Origin of the sequence: Micromonospora sp. PLK6-60 (genome assembly GCF_019890675.1) — a bacterium.
In the GTDB taxonomy this organism is placed as follows: Bacteria; Actinomycetota; Actinomycetes; order Mycobacteriales; family Micromonosporaceae; genus Micromonospora.
In genome coordinates this window covers 534,560-556,534 of record NZ_JAIOAA010000001.1, presented here as the reverse complement: position 1 = coordinate 556,534, position 21,975 = coordinate 534,560, and the positions used below count along the sequence as shown (strand labels likewise).

Annotated in this window: 18 protein-coding genes; 12 read left to right on the top strand and 6 right to left on the bottom strand. The window is 72.1% G+C overall.

The window, feature by feature from the left end; genetic code table 11:
- Positions 1–383: 383 nt before the first annotated feature.
- The 9 genes from araB to K7640_RS02275 all read left to right on the top strand — a co-directional run bounded on the left by araB (position 384) and on the right by K7640_RS02275 (position 12,890).
- On the top strand, positions 384–2,069 hold the full coding sequence (araB, locus tag K7640_RS02315) for a ribulokinase (RefSeq protein WP_222952961.1): 1,686 nt from the start codon (positions 384–386) through the stop codon (positions 2,067–2,069).
- A complete protein-coding gene (locus K7640_RS02310; protein ID WP_222952960.1) occupies positions 2,066–2,749 on the top strand; it encodes an L-ribulose-5-phosphate 4-epimerase in 684 nt (227 codons plus the stop codon). Before araB ends, K7640_RS02310 begins: the two co-directional genes overlap by 4 nt.
- A 107-nt stretch (positions 2,750–2,856) precedes the next feature.
- Entirely contained in the window at positions 2,857–3,855 is a 999-nt protein-coding gene (locus K7640_RS02305) for an ABC transporter substrate-binding protein (protein ID WP_222952959.1), read from the top strand.
- 90 nt (positions 3,856–3,945) lie between these two features.
- The gene (locus K7640_RS02300; RefSeq protein ID WP_222952958.1) at positions 3,946–5,487 is read left to right on the top strand and encodes a sugar ABC transporter ATP-binding protein; all 1,542 of its coding nucleotides are present in this window, start codon (positions 3,946–3,948) and stop codon (positions 5,485–5,487) included.
- Positions 5,484–6,554, top strand: a complete 1,071-nt coding sequence (locus tag K7640_RS02295) for an ABC transporter permease (protein ID WP_222952957.1) — start codon at positions 5,484–5,486, stop codon at positions 6,552–6,554. Before K7640_RS02300 ends, K7640_RS02295 begins: the two co-directional genes overlap by 4 nt.
- Complete coding sequence (yjfF, locus tag K7640_RS02290; RefSeq protein ID WP_222952956.1) at positions 6,551–7,543, top strand: galactofuranose ABC transporter, permease protein YjfF; 993 nt, start codon at positions 6,551–6,553, stop codon at positions 7,541–7,543. Before K7640_RS02295 ends, yjfF begins: the two co-directional genes overlap by 4 nt.
- 26 nt (positions 7,544–7,569) lie before the next feature.
- Positions 7,570–9,072, top strand: a complete 1,503-nt coding sequence (gene araA / locus K7640_RS02285; protein ID WP_222952955.1) for an L-arabinose isomerase — start codon at positions 7,570–7,572, stop codon at positions 9,070–9,072.
- Between the two features lie 336 nt (positions 9,073–9,408).
- Positions 9,409–11,508 carry a family 43 glycosylhydrolase gene (locus K7640_RS02280; protein WP_222952954.1) on the top strand — a complete coding sequence of 700 codons (2,100 nt, stop codon included), beginning with the start codon at positions 9,409–9,411 and terminating at the stop codon, positions 11,506–11,508.
- Positions 11,509–11,900: 392 nt separating this feature from the next.
- Positions 11,901–12,890, top strand: a complete 990-nt coding sequence (locus K7640_RS02275) for a LacI family DNA-binding transcriptional regulator (protein ID WP_222952953.1) — start codon at positions 11,901–11,903, stop codon at positions 12,888–12,890.
- A 118-nt stretch (positions 12,891–13,008) separates the two neighbouring features.
- On the opposite strand, the gene K7640_RS02270 is transcribed toward K7640_RS02275, so the two are convergent.
- Both K7640_RS02270 and K7640_RS02265 read right to left on the bottom strand, forming a co-directional pair.
- Positions 13,009–15,765 (bottom strand): beta-L-arabinofuranosidase domain-containing protein, encoded by a 2,757-nt coding sequence (locus K7640_RS02270; protein WP_222952952.1) that lies wholly within the window; start codon positions 15,763–15,765, stop codon positions 13,009–13,011.
- Between the two features lie 258 nt (positions 15,766–16,023).
- Positions 16,024–17,025, bottom strand: coding sequence for a hypothetical protein (locus K7640_RS02265; RefSeq protein WP_222952951.1), 1,002 nt, complete (start codon positions 17,023–17,025; stop codon positions 16,024–16,026).
- Positions 17,026–17,084: 59 nt separating this feature from the next.
- Between K7640_RS02265 and K7640_RS02260 the strand changes: the two genes are divergently transcribed.
- Positions 17,085–17,789, top strand: a complete 705-nt coding sequence (locus K7640_RS02260) for a TetR/AcrR family transcriptional regulator (RefSeq protein ID WP_308042416.1) — start codon at positions 17,085–17,087, stop codon at positions 17,787–17,789.
- A gap of 144 nt (positions 17,790–17,933) precedes the next feature.
- On the opposite strand, the gene K7640_RS30930 is transcribed toward K7640_RS02260, so the two are convergent.
- Positions 17,934–18,086: a DUF6357 family protein gene (locus tag K7640_RS30930; protein ID WP_222952950.1), complete on the bottom strand. Its 153-nt coding sequence runs from the start codon at positions 18,084–18,086 to the stop codon at positions 17,934–17,936.
- Positions 18,087–18,140: 54 nt separating this feature from the next.
- Between K7640_RS30930 and K7640_RS02250 the strand changes: the two genes are divergently transcribed.
- Positions 18,141–19,055 carry a cation diffusion facilitator family transporter gene (locus tag K7640_RS02250; protein WP_222952949.1) on the top strand — a complete coding sequence of 305 codons (915 nt, stop codon included), beginning with the start codon at positions 18,141–18,143 and terminating at the stop codon, positions 19,053–19,055.
- A gap of 143 nt (positions 19,056–19,198) precedes the next feature.
- Positions 19,199–19,447 carry an SHOCT domain-containing protein gene (locus K7640_RS02245; protein ID WP_222952948.1) on the top strand — a complete coding sequence of 83 codons (249 nt, stop codon included), beginning with the start codon at positions 19,199–19,201 and terminating at the stop codon, positions 19,445–19,447.
- Positions 19,448–19,452: 5 nt separating this feature from the next.
- Here the strand turns inward: K7640_RS02245 and K7640_RS02240 are convergent, their stop codons facing one another.
- The 3 genes from K7640_RS02240 to K7640_RS02230 form a co-directional block, all read right to left on the bottom strand.
- Positions 19,453–19,854 (bottom strand): VOC family protein, encoded by a 402-nt coding sequence (locus K7640_RS02240; protein ID WP_222952947.1) that lies wholly within the window; start codon positions 19,852–19,854, stop codon positions 19,453–19,455.
- The gene (locus tag K7640_RS02235) at positions 19,851–20,630 is read right to left on the bottom strand and encodes an ArsR family transcriptional regulator (RefSeq protein WP_222952946.1); all 780 of its coding nucleotides are present in this window, start codon (positions 20,628–20,630) and stop codon (positions 19,851–19,853) included. Before K7640_RS02235 ends, K7640_RS02240 begins: the two co-directional genes overlap by 4 nt.
- Before the next feature lie 81 nt (positions 20,631–20,711).
- The gene (locus K7640_RS02230) at positions 20,712–21,974 is read right to left on the bottom strand and encodes an MFS transporter (protein WP_222952945.1); all 1,263 of its coding nucleotides are present in this window, start codon (positions 21,972–21,974) and stop codon (positions 20,712–20,714) included.
- Between the last annotated feature and the right edge of the window lies 1 nt (position 21,975).

Below are 21,975 nucleotides of genomic sequence, written 5' to 3'. Positions count from 1 at the left end.
CGCGACCTGCCAGCCAGGTTGGACGACTATTCGCAGCTCACAGCGCATGCCATGGCGGCTGGCGCGCCGCGCCGGCCGAGGATGTGGCCGCTGCGGCGCATTGTCGAGTGGATCACGCGAACGGCCCGATGTTCTCGCTAACAACGGTGCCATCGTGAGTCGGGGCCGCCGAGCGGGCCGCCGGCCCTGGTTCGGCCGCCCGGTACGGGCGGCGTGGCGCTCGCCCGGCGGCGGGTTCAGGGGCCGAGGTGACCGGCCGTGCGGGCCGGTGGCCAGGTGGGCGCTGAAGGTGGTCGTTCCGTTACGGAGCTGTTGCCGGCGAGTGTCTTGACGACGCTGGATGTGAGCGTTAACACTAGGCCCGTCATCGTTCGGAGGTGGACATGAGCAGTGTGGACGGTGCGGACGAGCGGTACGTGGTCGGAGTCGACTACGGCACCCTGTCCGGACGGGCCCTGGTGGTGCGGGTGCGCGACGGCGCGGAGGTCGGGACCGCGGTGCACGAATACCGCCACGCGGTCATCGAGTCCGCCCTGCCCGACGGCGGGCCGGCGCTGCCCCCGGACTGGGCCCTGCAGGACCCGGAGGACTACCGGGACGTGCTGCGGCACGCGGTGCCGGCCGCGCTGGCCGCCGCCGGCGTCGACCCGTCCCGGGTCATCGGGATCGCCACCGACTTCACCGCCTGCACGGTGCTGCCGACGCTCGCCGACGGCACCCCGTTGTGCGAGGTCCCGGAGCTGCGCGACCGCCCGCACGCGTGGGTGAAGCTCTGGAAGCACCACGCCGCCCAGCCGCACGCCGACCGGATCAACGCGCTGGCCCACGAGCGGCGCGAGCCGTGGATCGGCCGCTACGGCGGCAAGATCTCCGCCGAGTGGCAGTTCGCCAAGGGGCTCCAGATCCTGGTGGAGGACCCCGAGGTCTACCGGCGCGCCGAGCGCTTCATCGAGGCGGCCGACTGGATCGTCTGGCAGCTGTGCGGCGCCGAGACCCGCAACGTATGCACCGCCGGCTACAAGGGCATCCGGCAGGACGGCCGGTACCCGTCGCGGGAATACCTCACCGCGCTGCACCCGGACTTCGCCGACTTCGTGACCAAGCTGGACGGCCCGCTGCTGCCGCTGGGCGACCGGGCCGGCTCGCTGACCGCCCGGGCCGCCGCCTGGACCGGGCTGCCCGAGGGCATCGCGGTGGCCGTCGGCAACGTCGACGCGCACGTCACCGCCGCCGCGGCCCGGGCGCTGGACCCGGGCCGGCTGGTGGCCATCATGGGCACCTCGACCTGCCACGTCGTCAACGGCCGCGAGCTGGCCGAGGTGCCCGGGATGTGCGGTGTGGTCGACGGCGGCATCAGCCCCGGCGCCTGGGGCTACGAGGCCGGGCAGAGCGGCGTGGGCGACATCTTCGGCTGGTTCGTCCGGCACGCCGCCCCGGAAGGGCTGGACTCGCACGAGCGGCTGACCGAGCTGGCCGCCGCCCAGCCGGTCGGCGCCCACGGGCTGATCGCGCTGGACTGGTGGAACGGCAACCGTTCGCTGCTGGTCAACCACGACCTCAGCGGTCTGGTCGTCGGGCTGACGCTGGCCACCCGTCCGGCCGACGTCTACCGGGCGCTGCTGGAGTCGACCGCGTTCGGCACCCGGATGATCATCGAGGCGTTCGTCGAGGCCGGGGTGCCGATCACCGACCTGGTGGTGGCCGGCGGCCTCACCTCCAACCGCCTGCTGATGCAGATCTACGCCGACGTCACCAACCGCCCGCTGAGCATCATCGGCTCCGCCCAGGGGCCGGCCCTCGGGTCGGCCATCCACGCGGCCGTGGCCGCCGGGGCGTACCCGTCGATCCACGAGGCGTCGGCGGCGATGGGCCGGGTGCACGAGGCCGCCTACCGGCCGGACCCGGCGAACGTGCGGGCGTACGACGCCCTCTACGCCGAGTACCGCGCGCTGCACGACCACTTCGGTCGCGGCGGCAACGACGTCATGCTCCGCCTGCGCGCGATCCGCAACGCGGCCGTCGACGCGGGCGAGGCGCGGGCCGACGAGGTGCTGGAGGTGGTCGGATGAACACCGACGCGACGGGAGAGCTGACCGCGCTGCGGGAGTCGGTGGCCCGCCTGCACGCCGAGTTGACCCGCTACGCCCTGGTGGCGTGGACCGCCGGCAACGTCTCGGCGCGGGTCCCCGGCCAGGACCTGATGGTGATCAAACCCAGCGGGGTCGACTACGACGACCTGACGGCCGAGGCCATGGTCGTCTGCGACCTCAACGGGAACGTGGTCGACGGCGGCGGGTCGCCGTCCAGCGACACCGCGGCCCACGCCTACGTCTACCGGGCGATGCCCGAGGTCGGCGGCGTGGTGCACACGCACAGCAGCTACGCCACCGCTTGGGCGGCCCGGGGCGAGGCGATCCCCTGCTGGCTGACCGCCCAGGCCGACGAGTTCGGCGGGGAGATCCCGGTCGGGCCGTTCGCGCTGATCGGCGGGGACGACATCGGCAAGGGGATCGTCAGCACCCTGTCCGGGCACCGCTCGCCGGCGGTGCTCATGCGCAACCACGGGGTCTTCACCATCGGCAAGGACGCCCGCGCCGCGGTCAAGGCCGCGGTGATGTGCGAGGACGTCGCCCGCACCGCGCACCTGGCCCGCGCGCTCGGCCAACCGCTGCCGATCGCGCCGGCCGACGTCGACTCGCTGCACGACCGATACCAGAACGTCTACGGCCAGCGCCCGCGTACCGGGTGACGGCCGGCACGGACCCGTTGACCAGCACCACCTCATCCCACCACCACACCCCGGTCGGACGCCCTGCGGGAGGTGCGGCCGGCCCCACCCAACCCCGAGGAGAATTGATGAGAACCAGGAGAACCGCACGCAACGTCATCGCGGTGTTCGCCGCCGCGTTGCTCGCGGGCAGCGTGGCGGCGTGCGGCAACAGCGACACCGGCGGCAGCGGCGGGGAGGGCGGCGACAAGAAGATCGTCATGGGCTTCTCCCAGGTCGGCGCGGAGAGCGGCTGGCGGACGGCGAACACCACCTCGATCAAGGAGGCCGCCGCCGAGGCCGGGATCGAGCTGAAGTTCGACGACGCCCAGCAGAAGCAGGAAAACCAGATCAAGGCGATCCGCAACTTCATCCAGCAGAAGGTCGACGTGATCGCCTTCTCGCCGGTGGTGGAGTCGGGCTGGGACACCGTCCTCAAGGAGGCCAAGGACGCGAAGATCCCGGTGATCCTGACCGACCGCGCCGTCGACTCCGCCGACAAGTCGCTGTACAAGACCTTCCTCGGGTCGGACTTCGTCAAGGAGGGCCGCCTGTCCGGCGAGTGGCTGGTGGAGAACACCAAGGACGCCACCGGGCCGGTCAACATCGTCGAGCTGCAGGGCACCACCGGCTCCGCCCCGGCCAACGACCGCAAGAAGGGCTTCGCCGAGGCCATCGCCGCCAACCCGAACCTGAAGATCGTCGCGTCCCAGTCGGGCGACTTCACCCGGGCCGGCGGCAAGCAGGTGATGGAGCAGTTCCTCAAGGCGAACCCCAAGATCGACGTGCTCTTCGCGCACAACGACGACATGGGCCTCGGCGCCCTGGAGGCGATCACCGCCGCCGGCAAGGTGCCCGGCAAGGACATCACCATCATCACCATCGACGCGGTGAAGGACGGCATGCAGGCCCTCGCGGACGGCAAGTTCAACTTCATCGCGGAGTGCAGCCCGCTGCTCGGCCCGCAGCTGATGGACCTGGCGAAGAAGGTCACCGCCGGCGAGGAGGTGCAGCCCCGGATCGAGACCGAGGAGACCACCTTCACCCAGGAGCAGGCCAAGGAGGCCCTGCCCAACCGCAAGTACTGACCGGCGCCGGGGTCGCCGTCCACCGGACGGCGGCCCTGACCCGTCGCTCGTCTCCGTTACCGAAACCACCAGCAAGAAGAGGTCCGATGGATGACGGATAGCCGTCCGGTCCTGACGATGACCGGGATCAGCAAGTCGTTCCCGGGAGTCCGCGCGTTGCACGACGTGGACTTCCGGCTCTTCCCGGGCGAGGTCCACGCCCTGATGGGCGAGAACGGCGCCGGCAAGTCCACCCTGATCAAGGTGCTGACCGGCGTCTACGGCATCGACGAGGGCACCATCACCCTCGCCGGTGACCAGGTCGCCTTCAGCGGGCCGATGCAGGCCGCCGCGGCCGGCGTGAGCACCGTCTACCAGGAGATCAATCTCTGCACCAACCTGTCGGTGGCGGAGAACATCTTCATCGGCCGGGAACCGCGCCGGCTCGGCGCCGTCCGCTGGGGCGAGGTCCGCCGGCGGGCCCGCGCGCTGCTGGCCCGCCTGGACCTCGACCTCGACGTCGCCGCGCCGCTGGGGTCATACTCGCTGGCCGTGCAGCAGATGGTCGCCATCGCCCGGGCGATCGACGTGCGGGCCCAGGTGCTCATCCTCGACGAGCCGACGTCCAGCCTGGACGCCGGCGAGGTCGCCCAGCTGTTCCGGATCATGCGGCAGCTGCGGGACGAGGGGATCGCCATCCTGTTCGTCACCCACTTCCTCGACCAGGTGTACGCCGTCGCCGACCGGATCACCGTGCTGCGCAACGGCGCCCTGGTGGGGGAGTACCTCACCGAGGAGCTGCCGCAGTTCAGCCTCGTCGAGAAGATGATCGGCAAGGAACTCGACGCGCTGGAGCGGCTCGACGAGCAGCCCAAGCGGGCCGTCGCCGCCCAGTCCGGCGGTGCGCCGCTGGTGGAGGTCGCGGAGCTCGGCCGCAAGGGCGCCGTCGCCCCGTTCAGCCTGCGCATCCACGCCGGCGAGGTGGTCGGCCTGGCCGGCCTGCTCGGGTCCGGGCGTACCGAGGTGGCGCGGCTGCTGTTCGGCGCCGACCGCGCCGACCACGGCCAGGTGGCGGTCGACGGCGGCCGGGCGTCGCTGCGTACGCCGGTGCAGGCCATCGACCGCGGCGTCGGGTTCTGCTCGGAGAACCGGCGGGCGGAGGGCATCGTGCCCGAGCTGTCGGTCCGGGAGAACATGATCCTCGCGATGCAGGCCGCGCGGGGCTGGCTGCGGCCGATCCCGCGGCGCCGCCAGGACGAGCTGGTCGACCGGTACGTCAAGGCGCTGAGCATCCGGCCGGCGAACCCCGACCTGCCGGTGCGCAACCTCTCCGGCGGTAACCAGCAGAAGGTCCTGCTGGCCCGGTGGCTCATCACCGAGCCGCGGCTGCTGATCCTCGACGAGCCCACCCGCGGCATCGACATCGGCGCCAAGACGGAGATCCAGAAGCTGGTCGTCCAGCTCTCCGACGGCGGCATGGCCGTGCTGTTCATCTCCGCCGAGCTGGAGGAGGTGCTGCGGCTGAGCCACCGGGTCGCCGTCATGCGCGACCGCACGATGGTCGCCCAGCTCGACAACGACGACAGCCTCGACGCCGACCGCGTCATGCAGACCATCGCCAGCGGCACCAACCGGGAGGAGGTGACCCGATGAACGACACCGCAGCCCGGCTCCGCGCCGTGACCGGCCACCGGCTGTTCTGGCCCGCCCTGGTGCTCGTGTTGATGCTGGTGGCCAACACGGTCTACCGGCCCGGCTTCCTGGCCGTCGAGGTCAAGGACGGGCATCTCTACGGCACCCCGATCGACATCCTGCGGCTGAGCGCCCCGTTGATCCTGGTCGCGTTGGGCATGACCCTGGTCATCGCCACCGGCGGCATCGACCTGTCCGTCGGCTCGCTCTGCGCGATCAGCGGCGCCATCGCCTGCCTCTACATCAGCAAGGCGCCCGACCAGAACAGCCTGTCCACGGTCTTCACCGCGCTGGCCCTGGCGCTCGGCGTCGCGCTCGTGCTCGGCATGTGGAACGGCGTCCTGGTCGCCGTCATCGGCATCCAGCCGATCATCGCCACGCTGATCCTGATGGTGGCCGGCCGGGGGGTCGCCCAGCTCGTCACCGAGGGACAGATCATCACGATCAACTCCGGTCCGTACCGGGCGATCGGGCTCGGCCATTTCCTGACCCTGCCGCTGGCCATCCTCATCGCGCTGGCGGCGGCCCTGCTCGTCGCCGCGTTCACCCGCCGCACCGCGCTCGGCCTGATCGTGGAGTCGGTGGGCGGCAACGCCGAGGCGAGCCGGCTGGCCGGCATCCGCTCGGGCCGGATCATCTTCCTGGTGTACGTGGTCAGCGCCGCCTGCGCGGCGGTGGCCGGCTTCATGATGACCGCCAACGTGTCCAGCGCCGACGGCAACGCCGCCGGTCTCTGGGTGGAGCTCGACGCCATCCTCGCGGTGGTCATCGGCGGCACCTCGCTGGCCGGCGGCCGGTTCTCCCTCAGCGGGACCATCCTCGGCGCGCTGATCATCCAGACCCTCACCACCACGGTGTACGCCATGAACATCTCGCCGCAGACGTCGCTGCTGTTCAAGGCGGTCGTCGTCATCGCCGTCTGCCTCATCCAGGCGCCGGCGTTCCGGGCCAGGTTCGCCCGGCGTCGCAGTGGCCCGACCCCCGGGCCGGCGGCCCCGCAGCGGGAGAAGGAGCAGGTGCCGGCATGAGCAGCACGTCGTTGACCAGCGGCCGGGCCTGGCGGCCCACCCTGCCCCGCCGGCACGTGCCGGTGTTGGCCACCCTCGTCCTGCTGCTGGTGATGTACGGCATCGGGGTGTCCCAGTACCGGGCGTTCTCCAACGTGCAGGTGGTCTTCAACGTCTTCATCGACAACGGCTTCCTGCTGGTGGTCGCGGTCGGCATGACCTTCGTCATCCTCACCGGCGGCATCGACCTGTCGGTCGGCTCGGTGGTGGCGATGACCGCGATGGTGTCGGCGGCGATGCTGCGCGACGGCCTTCCGGCCGGGCTGGTGCTGGTCGTCGCGCTGCTGATCGGCCCGACCCTCGGCTTCCTGATGGGCTGCGCGATCCATTTCTTCGAGATCCAACCGTTCATCGTCACCCTCGCCGGCATGTTCTTCGCCCGGGGCATGTGCACGTTCATCAGTGGCGGTTCCATCCCGATCACCGACGGCTTCTGGACGGCGATGTCGCAGGAGCGCATCGGCAACCCGGCGGGCAACTTCGTGTCGATAAGCGTGCTGATCGCGTTCGCGGTGGTGCTCGTCGCCGCGTACGTGCTGGCGTACACCCGGTTCGGCCGCAACGTGTACGCCATCGGCGGCAACCCGCAGTCGGCCCTGTTGATGGGGCTGCCGGTGGGCCGGACCCGGATCGCGGTCTACACGGTCAGCGGGCTCTGCTCGGCCATCGGCGGCATCCTGCTGTCGTTCTACACGCTCTCCGGCGCTCCGCTGATCGCCGTGGGCATGGAGCTGGACGTGATCGCCGCGGTCGTCATCGGCGGCACGGTGCTCACCGGCGGGTCGGGCTACGTGTTCGGCACCGTGCTCGGTGTGCTGGTGCTGGGGGTCATCCAGACACTGATCACCTTCGACGGCACCCTCAACTCGTGGTGGACCAAGATCGTGATCGGGGGGCTGCTCTTCGCCTTCATCCTTCTCCAGCGCCTCATCGGCATCCGCTTCAAGTGACCGCCCCTCTCGCGGAAGGCAACAACATGGCAACACACCCCGAGCCCGAGGTCTGGTTCCTCACCGGCAGTCAGGGCCTGTACGGCGAGGACACGCTCCGGCAGGTCGCCGACCAGTCCCGGCAGATCGCGGCGCGACTCGACGAGTCACCGGACATCCCCGTCCGGGTGGTCTGGAAGCCCGTGCTGACCTCCAGCACGGACATCCTCGCGGCCTGCCGGGACGCGGCCGGGCAGGGGGTGGTCGGGGTGATCGCCTGGATGCACACCTTCTCGCCGGCCAAGATGTGGATCGCCGGGTTGGACGCCCTGCAGACCCCGCTGCTGCACCTGCACACCCAGGCGAACGTCCTGCTGCCGTGGGACGACATCGACATGGACTTCATGAACCTGAACCAGGCCGCGCACGGCGACCGCGAGTTCGGGTACATCCAGACCCGGCTCGGGGTGGCCCGCAAGACCGTCGCCGGTCACGTCAGCGACCCGCGGGTGGTCGGGCGGGTCGGCGCCTGGGCCCGCGCCGCCATCGGCTGGTCGGCGGTGCGGTCGCTGCGGCTGGCCCGGTTCGGGGACAACATGCGCGACGTCGCCGTGACCGAGGGCGACAAGGTGGAGGCGGAGCTGCGCTTCGGCGTGTCGGTGAACACCTACGGCGTCAACGACCTGGTCGCGGTGGTCGACGAGGTCGCCGAGGCGCAGGTGGACGACCTGGTCAAGGAGTACGACGACACGTACCGGATGGATCCGCTGCTGCGCACCGGCGGGGAGCGGCACGACTCGCTGCGGTACGCCGCGCGCCTGGAGATCGGCCTGCGTACCTTCCTCGACGACGGCGGCTTCCGGGCGTTCACCACAAACTTCGAGGACCTGGGCGGGCTGCGTCAGCTGCCCGGCATCGCGGTGCAGCGGCTGATGGCCGACGGGTACGGCTTCGGCGGCGAGGGCGACTGGAAGACCTCCGTGCTGGTGCACACGTTGAAGTCGATGGCCGTCGGCGTCCCGGGCGGCACCTCCTTCATGGAGGACTACACCTACGACCTGAAGCCGGGCGAGGAGGTGGTGCTCGGCGCGCACATGCTGGAGGTGTGCCCGAGCATCGCCGCGGACGTGCCGAACGTGGAGATCCACCCGCTGGGCATCGGCGGCCGGGAGGACCCGGTGCGGCTGGTCTTCGACGCGGCGGCGGGCCCGGCCGTGGTGCTGGGCATGGCGGACATGGGGGAGCGGTTCCGGCTGGTGGCCAACGTCGTCGACGTCGTCCCACCGCCGCAGCCGCTGCGCCGGCTGCCGGTGGCCCGGGCGGTCTGGCGGCCCCAGCCGCACCTGGCCGGCTCCGCGGAGGCGTGGATCACCGCCGGCGCCCCGCACCACACCGTGCTCTCCCAGGCCGTCGGCGTCGAGGAGTTGCGCGACCTGGCCGAGATGAGCCGGACCGAGCTGGTGGTCATCGACGCGGACACCGACCCGTACCGGTTCGCCGACGAGCTGCGCTGGAACCAGGCGTACTACCGGCTGGCCCGCGGGTTCTGACCGCCGCGCACCGGGTGGTGCTCCCCCCCCTCTCGGCGGGGGGAGCACCACCCGCTCGCGTCCGGCTCCGGCGTGGCGGCGAGCGCGCGGCCGGGCGATGTTACGTATTGACTAACGTCGTGTTATCGCTCACAGTCGATGGATAGGACGGCCGCCGTGTCCGGCTGGCCGGGCCGACGATCGTTCCACCGCAGTCCCACGCGTCGCGCGCCTCCCTGGGCAGGAGGCACGATTGTTAGCGATCACATGCGGTGCGCGCGCGGGTCCGGTCGATCCGGGAGCGCCGGGATGGCGGCCGGCGGACCTTCCCCCTGAACCTGTCATCGAAGGAGGATCATGGTTGCCATCGGTGGGCTCTCGCGGGCCATGGCACGCCCGCGCGGCCGGCTGTCGCGGGTCGTCGCCGCCGTCGCGGCGGTGGTGCTGGGCGGCGCCCTGGTGGGCGTCGCACCGTCGCCGGCGTCCGCGGCGACGGTGGACACCAACGCGTGGTACGTGTTGGTGAACCGCAACAGTGGCAAGGCGTTGGACGTGTACAACCGGGCCACGAACGACGGGGCGCGGATCACCCAGTGGGCGCGCAACGACGGCGCCTGGCAGCAGTGGCAGTTCGTGGACTCCGGTGGCGGCTACTACCGGGTGAAGTCGCGGCACTCGGGCAAGGTGCTCGACGTCTACAACTTCTCCACGGCCAACGGCGCGTCGATCGTGCAGTGGAGCGACGGCAACGGCACCAACCAGCAGTTCCGGCTGGCGGACTCGGCCGGCGGGTACGTGCGGCTGATCAACCGCAACAGCAACAAGGCGGTCGAGGTGCAGAACGCCTCCACCGCCGACGGCGGCAACGTGGTGCAGTACGACGACTGGGGTGGCAACAACCAGCAGTGGCAGCTGGTCCGGGTGGACGGCAGCGGCAACCCGGGCGACCCGGGCACGCCGGGCGGGAACTTCACCAACCCGGTGGTCTGGCAGGACTTCGCCGACGTCGAGGTGATCCGGGTCGGGGACGTCTACTACCTGACCGCCTCCACCATGCACTACTCGCCGGGCGCCCCGATCCTGCGCTCCTACGACCTGGTCAACTGGGAGTTCGCCGGGCACTCGGTGCCCCGGTTGGAGTTCGGCACCAAGTACGACCTGCCCCCCGGGCAGCAGGCGTACGTGGACGGCATCTGGGCCTCCACGCTGGCCTACCGGCCGAGCAACCGGACGTACTACTGGGCGGGCTGCATCGACTTCGCCCAGACCCACATCTACACCGCGTCCGCCGTCGACGGCGCCTGGACCAAGCACACCACCATCCCGAACTGCTATTACGACGCCGGGATGCTGATCGACGACAACGACACCATGTACGTCGCGTACGGCAACGGCACGATCAGCGTGGCGCAGCTCTCCGCCGACGGGCGCACCCAGGTCCGGTCGCAGCAGGTCTACCAGACCCCGTCGAGCATCGGCACCCTGGAGGGCGCCCGCTTCTACAAGCGCAACGGCGCCTACTACATCTGGCTCACCCGCCCGGCCAACGGCCAGTACGTGCTGAAGTCCACCAACGGCCCGTTCGGCCCGTACGAGCAGCGGCAGGTGCTGCTCAACCTGCCGGGCCCGATCTCCGGCGGCGGGGTGCCCCACCAGGGCGGCCTGGTGCAGTTGCCGAACGGCTCCTGGTACTACATGGCGTTCACCGACGCCTACCCGGGCGGCCGGATGCCGACGCTGGCGCCGATCACCTGGACCGCGGACGGCTGGCCGCAGGTGCAGACCGTCAACGGCGCCTGGGGTGCCAGCTATCCCAACCCGCTGCCGCTGCGCCCGGTCAAGCCGCTCACCGGCGTGGACACCTTCGCCGGCAGCACGCTCGGCCCGCAGTGGGAGTGGAACCACAACCCGGACAACAGCCGCTGGTCGGTGAACAACGGGCTGAACCTGCAGACCGCCACCGTCACCAACGACCTCTACCGGGCCCGCAACACCGTCACCCACCGCATCCAGGGGCCGACCTCGACCGGGACGATCGAGCTGGACTACTCGACGATGCGGGACGGCGACCGGACCGGGCTCGCCGTGCTGCGCGACGTCTCGGCCTGGATCGGGGTGCGCCGGGACAACGGCACCACCCGGGTGGTGATGACCAACGGGCTGACCATGAACAGCAGCTGGGACACCGCCAGCACCGGCAGTGAGATTGCCAGCGCGCCGGTCTCCGGCGGGCGGATCTGGTTGCGCGCCAACGCCGACATCAGGCCCGGCTCGGGGCGGCAGGCCCGCTTCTCGTACAGCACGGACGGCGTCAACTTCGTGTCGCTGGGTAACGCCCTGACGCTCAACAACAACTGGACGTTCTTCATGGGCTACCGGTTCGCCATTTTCAATCACGCCACCCAGGCGCTCGGCGGGGCGGTGACGGTGCGCCGGTTCGAACTGTCAACGCCGTGAGGTTGCTCACCGTAGGCCCCTCCGCCGGGGTCGGCGGGGGATAGCAATTGACCGCTGCCGAAAGGCCTGTTCCGCGCGCCACCACGGGCACGGAACAGGCCTTTCGGTAATTCCCGGTAGCCCGCCGGTTGTGGGGAGCGGTACCGCGGGAATGATGTCCGCCAATTCGTCGCCGGGCCCGACATTGAGCTGCCAATCAGTGGGCTGCGCGGTGCTCCGACCCGTACCGGAACTGGCGTAGACTGTCCGCGATCCAGTGTCGGCCACCGGCGGAGCTGCTCCGCCGTGGCGGCAGCGGGAGCGGGATTGGGCATCCGGGCCGCCCCGGTCGACGTCGACGGGCCGCGGTCCCGCCTGGCGTGGGAAAGGGAGTGGCCGTGCGCGGTCCTGCGATGACTGACGTGGCCCGGCTCGCCGGTGTCTCGCACCAGACGGTGTCCCGGGTGTTGAACGGGCATCCCAACGTGCGCGAGCAGACCCGGCTGCGGGTGCAGGCCGCCATCACCGAACTCGGCTACCGGCCCAACCGCGCCGCCCGCGCGCTGGTCACCGGCCGGTCCCAGGTGATCGGCGTGGTCGCCCAGAACACCACCCTCTACGGCCCGGCGTCGCTGCTCGCCGCCCTCGAACAGGCCGCCGCCGAGGCGGGCTTCGCGGTCAGCGTGGGCAGCGTGCGGGATCTCGACCACCGGTCCATCTCGGCCGCCGTCGAGCGGCACCTGGCGCACCGGGTCGCCGGGGTGGTGGTGATCGCGCCGGTCGAGTCGGCCGGCGAGGCCCTGGCGCGGCTGCCGAAGGACGTCCCGCTGGTCACCGTCGACGGCGACCCGGACGGGCCGGTGCCGCTGGTGACGGTCGACCAGGTCGCCGGCGCGCGGGCCGCCACGCAGCACCTGCTCGACGCCGGGCACCGTACGGTCTGGCACGTCTCCGGGCCCTCGGACTGGTTCGACAGCGCCGGCCGGATCCAGGGCTGGCGGGAGGCGTTGGCGGCGGCCGGCGTGGAGGTCCCGCCGCTGGTGCCGGCGGACTGGTCGGCGGCGGCCGGCTACCGGTGCGGCCAGATGCTGGCCCGGATGCCCGAGGTCACCGCGGTCTTCACCGCGAACGACCACCTCGCCCTCGGCGTGCTGCGTGCCCTGTACGAGCACGGCCGCCGGGTGCCCGACGACATCAGCGTGGTGGGCTTCGACGACGTGCCGGAGGCGGCATACTTCATCCCGCCGCTGACCACCGTGCGGCCGGACTTCGCCGCGGTGGCCCGGGCCAGCCTGGAGATGCTGCTGACCCAGATCGAGTCGGTCAGCAACGGCGCGCTGCGTCGCACCATCGCGCCGAGGCTGGTCGCCCGCGGCAGCGTCGCCGGGCCGCCCCGCCGCTGAGCCCGGCCGACACGGGGCCGGCGGGGAGCACCACCGGCCCCGGGGCGCGGGCGGACCTGCCGCCCACACCCCGGGCCGGAGCGGTCAGGGCCGGTGTCAACGCCCCTGACCGGAGCGGCTACACGAACCGCCAGAGGTGGTCGTTGGTGCCGTTGTCGTCCCAGATGACGACCTGGGCGCCCTGCGCCGTCGAGCCGCCGGTCACCGCGAGGACCCGCCCGCCGTTGGCGCACTGGATCCGGAAGTAACCACCGGTGCCGTAGCGCAGCCGCCAGCGGTGGTCGGCGGCGCCGTTGTCGGCCCACTGCAGCACCCGGGCGCCGTTGGCGGTGCCGGCGTTCTCCACGCCGAGCACCCGGCCGCTGTTGGAGTTGCGCAGCCGCAGGTAGCCGCCGCTGTCCACGACCGCGGTCCAGAGGTGGTCGGCGGTGCCGGTGTCGCCCCACTGGATCACCAGGCCGCCGTCGGCGGTGGACATGTTCTGCACGCCGAGGACCAGGCCGCTGGCGAGGTTCTGGATCCGGCGCGCGCCGTTGGGCACGAACCGCCACTGGTTGTCCGGCGTGCCGTTGTCCGGGTCCTGCACCACCCGGGCGCCCTGCGCGGTGTTGCCGTTGAGCAGGGCCAGCAGCTTGCCGGAGTTGCCGTTGCGGATCTTGTGGGAGCCGTCGCCGACGTCGCCGACGGTCCACCGGTGGTCGGCCGTCCCGGTGTTCGACCACTGCACCACCTGGGCGTTGTCCGCGGTCGACATGTTCTGCACGCCGAGCACCTTGCCGCTGTTGGCGTTGCGCAGCCGGACCGCGCTGCCGTCGACCAGGAGTTCCCAGTCGTGGTCGGCGGTGCCGTTGTCCGCCCACTGCAGGGCCGGGGCGCCGTCGGCGGTGGACATGTTCTCGACGCCCAGCACCAGACCGCTGGCGGCGTTGACCAGCCGGAAGGTGGCGCCGGCGGTGCCCCCGGTCTGACCGTTGGCGCTCCAGTAGACGGTGTAGTTGTGCCCGTGCGCGTCGTGGAACGGCCCAAGGTTGACCGTGGACCCGTTGGCGGTGGCGGTGAAGCTGAGCGCGGTGCTGCTGGTCCGGGTGACCGAGGCGGTGACGAGCGTGGGCAGCGCGGAAAGCGCCGTGTTGCCGTAGTTGCCGGAGAGCACCACCGGTCCGTAGCTGAGCGCCACCACGTTCGGGTTGTCGTTCGCGGGCAGTGTCTGCACCCGCATCGGCAGCCGTACGGTGACCGTGTCGCCGTCGGTCCACGAGCGGGTCAGGGCGGCGTACGTCCCCGGCGTGGTGGCGATGTCCTGCGCCACGCCGTTGACGGCGACCGTGGCGCCCGTCGTCCAGGCCGGGATGCGGATGCGCATCGTCCACGACCCGCCGACGCTGCCGCTGACGGTCAGCGTGGTGGTGTCGCCGGCCGGGTAGTTGGTGCTCTGGGTGACCGTGATGCCCCGCTGCGACCAGGTGAGCACCGACGGCATGAACAGGTTCACGGTCAGCGTGCTGCCGTTGTGGAAGTAGATGGCGTCCATCAGCGTGGTGTTGCTCTCCAGGCCGGTGCCCTGGCAGCACCAGAAGGAGTTGTAGTCGGTGCTCCAGGTGCCGCCGCCCCACGCCGGGCCCACGCCGCGCCGCCCGCCCGGCTGCAACGGGGTGAAGTAGGTGATGTGGCCGTGGCTGTCGGCCGGGTTCTGCGCCCCGATCAGGTGGTTGATCAGTGCCCGCTCGTAGAAGTCGAAGTAGGCGGTCCGCCCGGGGTCGAGCAGCCACAGCTCCCGGGTCAGCCGGAGCATGTTGTACGTGTTGCACGCCTCGCAGGTGTCGTTGCGCAGGTAGCCGGCGATGGCGTTGGGGGCGCGGAAGTGCTCGGCCTGGCTGTTGCCGCCGATGGCGTAGGTGTGCGCGTTGACGGTCATGTTCCAGGCGTTGGTGGCGATGTCCCGGTAGCGGGTGGTGCCGGTGGCCTTGAACTCCCGGGCCGCGCCGATCCACTTCGGCACCTGGGTGTTGGCGTGCAGCCCGTTGAGCTGGTCGGAATTGGCCGCGAGCGGGTTGAACACCGCGGCGTGGTCGAACCGTTGCGCGGCGGTCAGCCACCGGCCGTCGCCGGTCTGCTGGTACACGTCGGTCAGCACGGCGTTCATGCCGCCGAACTCGGTGCCCAGCATGGCCTGCAGCTGGGTCGAGGTGAGCCGGCCGGTGCGCCAGTCGACCCAGCCGGCGAGCGCCAGCAGGACGTCGCGGGCCTGGTTGTTGCCGATGAGCCGCCACACGTCGAGCAGCCCGGCCAGCGTCTTGTGGATGCAGTAGTACGGCACGTTGCCGTTGTTCAGGGTGCGCGCCTCGAGGGCGGTGAAGTCGGACTCCGGGAAGCCGGACAGGTAGCCGGTGTTGAAGCCGGCGGCGCCGTTGTTGGCCTGGCACCTGGCCAGCTCGGCGACCATCTGGTTGGCCTTGTCCCGGCAGGTGGTGTCGCCGAGCACCGCCCACGCCTGCGCCCAGGCGGTGAGGAAGTGCCCCTGGACGTGGGTGCGGAAGGGGAACGTCGGGGCGTCCCAGCCGCCGTTCGTGGCGGCGCCGCCGGTGGAGAGGCGATGGTTGGCCCGGAAGTTGTAGAGCAGCCGGTTGACGTCGACGAAGCGCAGGTAGTTGAGGGTGCGGTTCTGGTTGTCCTGCCAGCGGCTGGCGGTCAGCCGCACCTGGCCGGGGTCGAAGGCGTACGCCGAGACGCCGATGTCGGCGCGGACCGGGGGCAGGGCGGCGCCGGCGGCGCCCGACCGGACGAGGGGTCCGACGACGGACCCCGCCGCGGAGGCGACGGCGGTCGCGCCGGCGGCCCGCAGGAGAAGACGGCGGTTCAGGAACGGAGAGGGCATCGCGGGCTCCTTGCCAGGGGCGGTGGTGGTGACGCGACGGGCGGGCGCAGCGGGGAACTGCCCGAGCCGGGGCGGGCGTCGGGCATGGCACGACGGGGTGGTCCGCAGGTGGCGCGCCGTGTCCCGGACGGTCGCCGGGGCACGGCCGGCGACCTCACAACGAGCGATGCGAACACATCGATGTTATCGCTAACATAGCGGCGGCGTGGGTCGGCTCGCAAGACCTGCCGACCCACGCCGGAAACGCCGGGGAAACCGTCAGTCAGGGCGGGGCGCGTAGACCTCGGCCATGGCGTGGAACGCGGCCTTGGGCTCCCACCGCCCCGAGTCGAGGACCTTGACCAGGCCGTACGAGGCGAGGTCGAGGTCGGCCCGGCCGCCGTCGGGCCGGTGCGGCAGGTTGCGCGCCGCGAAGGTGCACCAGAACGCCGCGTCCACCGGCTCGCGCTCGTACACCTCGACCAGCTCGCGCAGATACCGCGCCTGCTCCTGCTCGTCGCGCTCCAGCTCCCGGGTCAACTCCCGCCCCTGGGTGCCGTCCCACTCGACCAGGAACGCGCCCCGGGCGCCGAGGTCCGCCGCGCCACGGTACGTGGTGCAGCCGAACTCGGTCACCGCCACCGGCTTGCCCTGTTCGGCGAGCACCCGCAGGGCGTGCTCGTAGATGTCGGCGTTCTCCTTCGAGCGGTACAGGTCCACCCCGATGACGTCGAAGGGTGCCCAGTCGACCCGCTCGGAGGGCAGGGCGGCGTAGCTGACCCGGCCGCCGAAGCGCTCGCGGACCCGGGCCACGGCCGCGGCGAGGAACGCGTTGAGCCGGGGCGGGATCGTGGGGAAGACCTCGCGCAACTCGTCCGGCCGGGACAGCAGTGCGAGCCGTTCGTCCAGGGTGTCGCCGGGCAGGAAACCGCGGGTGAACAGGGTCAGCTCCGCCCCGGTGAGCAGCACGACCTCGGCGCCGTCGCGGCGCAGCCGCTCGGCGCGCTCGGCGCAGTCGGCGAGCACGTCCAGCAGTTCCTCGGTGGTCAGGTCGTTGGTGAAGGGCGAGAACCAGACCTCCAGGCCCGCGTCGGCGGCGTGCCGGGCGGCGACCTCCAGCCGCTCGGGTCGGCTGCCGGTGATCCGTACGGCGGTGCAGTGCAGCTCGTCGCGGATCACCCGCAGGTCCTGGCGGACCGCTTCGGGGTCGAACGGCTCGTACGTGGTGGGGCCGGGGCCGAGGGCCCAGCCGGTGTCGTAGGTGATTCCTCGGGTACGCATGCCGATAGGGTACGGCACGTACCCTAAAAAGGGGACGGCGCGTACCCTACGATGGGGCGGTGAAGCGACGGCGCGGCGTGGTGCTGGCGGACGCGATCCTGCAGGCCGCCGCCGACGAGCTGGTCGAGTCCGGATACGCCGGGCTGACCATGGAGGCCGTCGCGCGGCGGGCGGGGACCAACAAGAACGCGGTGTACCGCCGCTGGCCGGGCAAGGCGGCGCTGGGCATCGCCGCCTACGGCCGGCTGGCCGACGCCGCCACCGACGTGCCCGACACCGGCAGCCTCCGCGAGGACGTGCTGGAGCTGCTGCGCCGGGTCAACCGGCAGTTCTCCTCACCGCTGGGCGCGGTGCAGCGCGACCTGCTGGCCGCCGCGGCGGCCGAGGCGGACCTGCTCGCCGGCCTGCGGGCGGCGTCGGCGGACGCGGGCTCGCGGCTCTGGCTCGGCGTACTCGAACGCGCGGTCACCCGCGGCGAGGCGCCGGCGTCGGCACTGCATCCCCGGGTGGCCACCGTCGCGGTGGTGCTGCTGCGCAACGAGTACGTCGTGCGGGGCGCCCAGACCGCGCCGGACGACGTCCTGGTGGAGATCGTCGACGAGGTCTACCTGCCGCTGGTCCGCGGCCGAGCGGCCCTACACGCGTCTGCGGACCCAGCCGATGATCGCGGTCGCGATGAAGAGGATCGCCCCGACCACGAACAGCCAGAACAAGCCCTTGACCGCCAGGCCGACGATCGCCAGCACCAGCCACACCACCAGTAGAGCAACGATCAATGCGATCATGAGCCGCCACTTACCCGCCTCTGACCTGCACAAACCTTGACGGGTCGCCGCTCTGTGCGGGTTGCCCCGGTCCGGCGCGGCGCCCGCCGCCGCAGGCCGCTGTGGTGGTGCCGGCGGGCCGGACTACCGGGCGTCGCGCCGGCGACGCGCGCGCTCGAACTCGGCGACCTCCGACATCCAGGGCCCGTGCTGGTCGAGTGCGGCGCAGCCGCCGCGGACGAACCGGTCCAGCCGCCCGCACCGGTCCCGCCCATCGGTGGAGGCAGTCGCTTGCACTTATTGCAATGTGAGCATATGTTGACCGGGGGTGGACGGGGAAGGAAGGGCGTCATGGGAGCGGGGCACGACCACGGTGCGCAGGTGCTGCGCGCCGGCGAGAAGCACCGGGGGCGGCTCTGGGCGGCCTTCGGCATCCTCGCCGGGTTCATGCTGGTCGAGGCGGTCGCCGCCGGGCTGACCGGTTCCCTGGCGCTGCTGTCCGACGCCGGGCACATGTTCACCGACGTGCTCGGCATCGGGATGGCGCTGGCCGCGATCAGCGCGGCGAGCCGGGCCTCCCGCGACGGGCAGCGCACCTTCGGCCTCTACCGGATGGAGGTGCTCGCCGCGCTGGCCAACGCCGTGCTGCTCTTCGGCGTGGCGATCTACGTGCTCGTGGAGGCGGTGCGCCGGTTCGCCGAGCCGCCCGAGGTGCTCGCCGGACCGATGCTGGTCGTGGCGGTGGCGGGCCTGCTGGCGAACATCGGGGCGTTCCTGCTGCTGCGCGCCGGCGCGACGGAGAGCCTGAACGTGCGCGGCGCCTACCTGGAGGTGCTGGGCGACCTGTTCAGCTCCGTCGGGGTGATCGTCGCCGCGGCGGTCATCGCCCTCACCGACTGGTGGTACGCCGACCCGATCATAGCCGTGGCGGTCGGCCTGTTCATCCTGCCCCGCACCTACCGGCTGGGCCGGGCGGCCCTGCGCGTGCTGGTGCAGGCCGCCCCGCCGCACCTGGACGTCACCGAGGTCCGCGACGCGCTGGCCGCGGTCGACGGCGTCGCCGACGTCCACGACCTGCACGTGTGGACCCTCACCTCGGGCATGGAGGTGGCCTCGGCGCACCTGATCCTCGCCCGCCGCGGCGACCTGGCCGCCGTGCTGGCCGGGTCCCGTCAGGTGCTGCACGACCGGTTCGGCATCGAGCACGCCACCCTGCAGGCCGAACCCCAGGACGCCGACGGGGTGTGTGACCAGAGCGGTTGGTGACGGCGGGACACCACCTGCGACGGCGGCGGCCCGGGTACGTCCGGGGGTCGGACGGCCCGGCCGGCCGGGCCCGTGGTCCCTGGCCGGCGGCGCCCGGCCGGGTGACGATGAGCGGGTGGGGACCGTCCCCGGAGGTGACAGCGATGATGTACGGATACGGCCCCGGCGGGCTGTGGATGACGCTGGTTCCGGTGCTCTGGCTCGCGCTCGGCGCCGGACTGGTCTGGGCGCTGCTCCGGCTGGTCCGGCGCCCGGACGGCGAGGGCGGGCGGCAGCACCGGGAGACGCCGCAGGAGATCCTCGACCGCCGGTTCGCGGCGGGCCAGATCGACGCCGAGGAGCACCGGCGCGCGCGGGCGCAGCTGGCCGGCCGGGACGCCGGCGCCCCCTGACCCGCTCAGCCGGTGACCGGCGTCTCCCGTGCCGCCGGCTGGAACAGTTCGACGAGGTTGCCGGCGGGGTCGGCGAGCAGGATCTGCCGCCCGCCCGGGCCGGCCACCACGTCGCTGCGGAACGGCACTCCGGTGCCGCGCAGCCGCCCGACCGTGGCGTCGAGGTCGTCGACGACCAGGTGAATCCGGTTGCGCCCGGCGCCGGCGGCGTCGTCGGGGGTGGCCCGGGCGCCCGAGCTGGCCGGGCCGGACAGCAGCAGCCGCAGCGGGCCCCGCACCATGTCGGCGAAGGCCGGCGCGGCGTCGCGGTTCAGGGTGAAACCGAGGTGCGTGGTGTAGAAGTCGACGGCTGCCCGGACGTCGTCGACGAGGTAGCGGACGCTGGCGTACCGGTCGGATGTGGTCACTGGGGTGCCTCCTTCGGGTGGGCACTGGCGGTGAGGACGGGCGTCAGGTGGCTGACCCGCGTCTGGATCTCGGCCGTGATCCGCCGGAAGGACGGATAGCTGGCCCGGTCGGTGTCGCCGGTCGCGGCCGGGTCGGGGATGCTCCAGTGCACCCTGCGGGGCTGGCCCGCGAAGTCGGGGCAGGTCTCCCGGGCCCGGTCGCACAGGCTGATCACGTAGTCGAAGCGGCGCCCGGTCAGGGTGTCGACGTGCCGGGTGGGCTGCCCGGCGACGTCCGTGCCGAACTCCTCGCGCAGCACCCGTACGGCGTTGGGGTGCAGGTGGTCCCGGGGCCGGGTGCCGGCGCTGGCCACCTCGACCCGGCCGTCGGTGTGCCGGCGCAGCAGGGCCTCGGCGATCGGCGAGCGGGTGCTGTTGCCGGTGCAGACGAACAGCACGCCGGGGCGCGGGCCGACCGGGGTTCCGGGCGGTGCGGCGGGCGGGCGCAGCGCCGGGTGCAGGGCGGCGCCGGTGTCGGCCAGCGCCGCGGCACAGCGGTCGAGGTCGAGGTGGTAGTAGCTGCCCCGGCCGTCGAAGCTGCTGCGGGTGGCGGTGAGCAGGCCGCCGTCGCGCAACAGCCGCAGGTGGTAGGAGACCAGGTTCTGCGGCTCACCCAGCAGGGCCGTCAGGTCCCGCACCCGCTGGTCGCCCTGCGCGAGCACGGTCAGCAGCCGCCACCGCAGCGGGTGGGCGGCCAGCCGCAGGAACGCCGGGGCGGCCCGGCTCGGCGACGCCATGACCGGAAAATACATCAAGCCGGTTTGATGGAGCAACGATCCGGGCGTTCTCCACCGGCTGGTGTCGGGCCGGCCGGCGGGTCAGGGCACCGGGGCCGGCGGCGACTCCACCGCGAGCCGGGCCCCGGCGGCGCGTACGGTGCGGTGCACGACCAGGCCCGACAGCAGGAACACGACGGCGAGCAGCAGCCAACTGCCGGTGCCCGCGGCGGCCAGCAGCCACAGCGCCGCGGCCGGGCCGACGATCTCCTCCGCCGACAGGCCGAGGTGGAAGAAGGCGATGTAGCGCCCCTGCCCCCGGGGCGGCGCCAGGTCGAACGACACCTGCCAGGACGCCGCCGAGTGCAGCACCTCACCGGCGGTCAGCGCCACCACCGCGGCCCCCAGGACGACGCCCACCATGAGCGCCGAGTCCAGCGCGGCGGTCAGCGCGAACAGCAGGCAGGCGAGCACGAGCACCAGGCCGCTGACCAGGCTGGCGGGCCCGGCCTTGGCCAACGTGTCGGCGAAGCGGGTGACCGGCACCTGGGTCAGCACCGTCAACGCCGTGTTGGCCGTCAGCAACGCGGTAAGCACCCAGGCCGGGGCGGTGGTGTGCTGGGTGATCCACACCGGTAGCACCACGAGCAGCACGGTGCTGTGCAGCATGAGGACGCCGTTGGCGGCGGTGACGGTGACGTAGGCCGGATCCCGCGCCGGCGGGCGCGGCGGACGTTCGTCCTCCTCGTCGGCGCGGACGCGGGCGGAGACCTCGGGCAGCCGCAGGATCAGCAGGGCCGACACGACGAACGACGCGGCGTTGCCGAGGAACAGCAGCCGGAACGCGGTGGGCGAGCCGTCGGCGAGCGCGAGGCCGGCGACCGCGAAGCCGACGGTGAGGCCGGCGTTGCGTACCGCGCGGACGAACCCCATGGTGCGGGACCGGCGCGGGCCGTCGAACAGGGCGCCCACCATGGCCTGGTTGATCGGCGGGCCGCCGTGGTCGGCCACGTACAGCAGGCAGGCGACCAGCAGGAACTGCCAGAAGTCGGTGACGAAGAGGTAGGCCAGGTAACCGACCGCGCGCCAGAGGGTGAGCACCACCAGCACCCGGCGGGGACCGAACCGGTCGGCCAGCCGCCCGATCGGCACGGTGGTGGCGAACCCCACGGCGGCGGCGACCGACAGCCCGATGCCGACCTGCACCGACGACAGCCCCACGACGGTGGTGAAGTAGAGGATCGACCCGGCCAGGAACAGGCCGCTGCCGACCGAGCTGACCAGTGCGTTGAGCGCCAGAATCCGCCCGGCGCGGGTGTCCGGCAGCAACCGCCGCAGCCGGCCCGGCGGGGGAGCGGTCGTCACC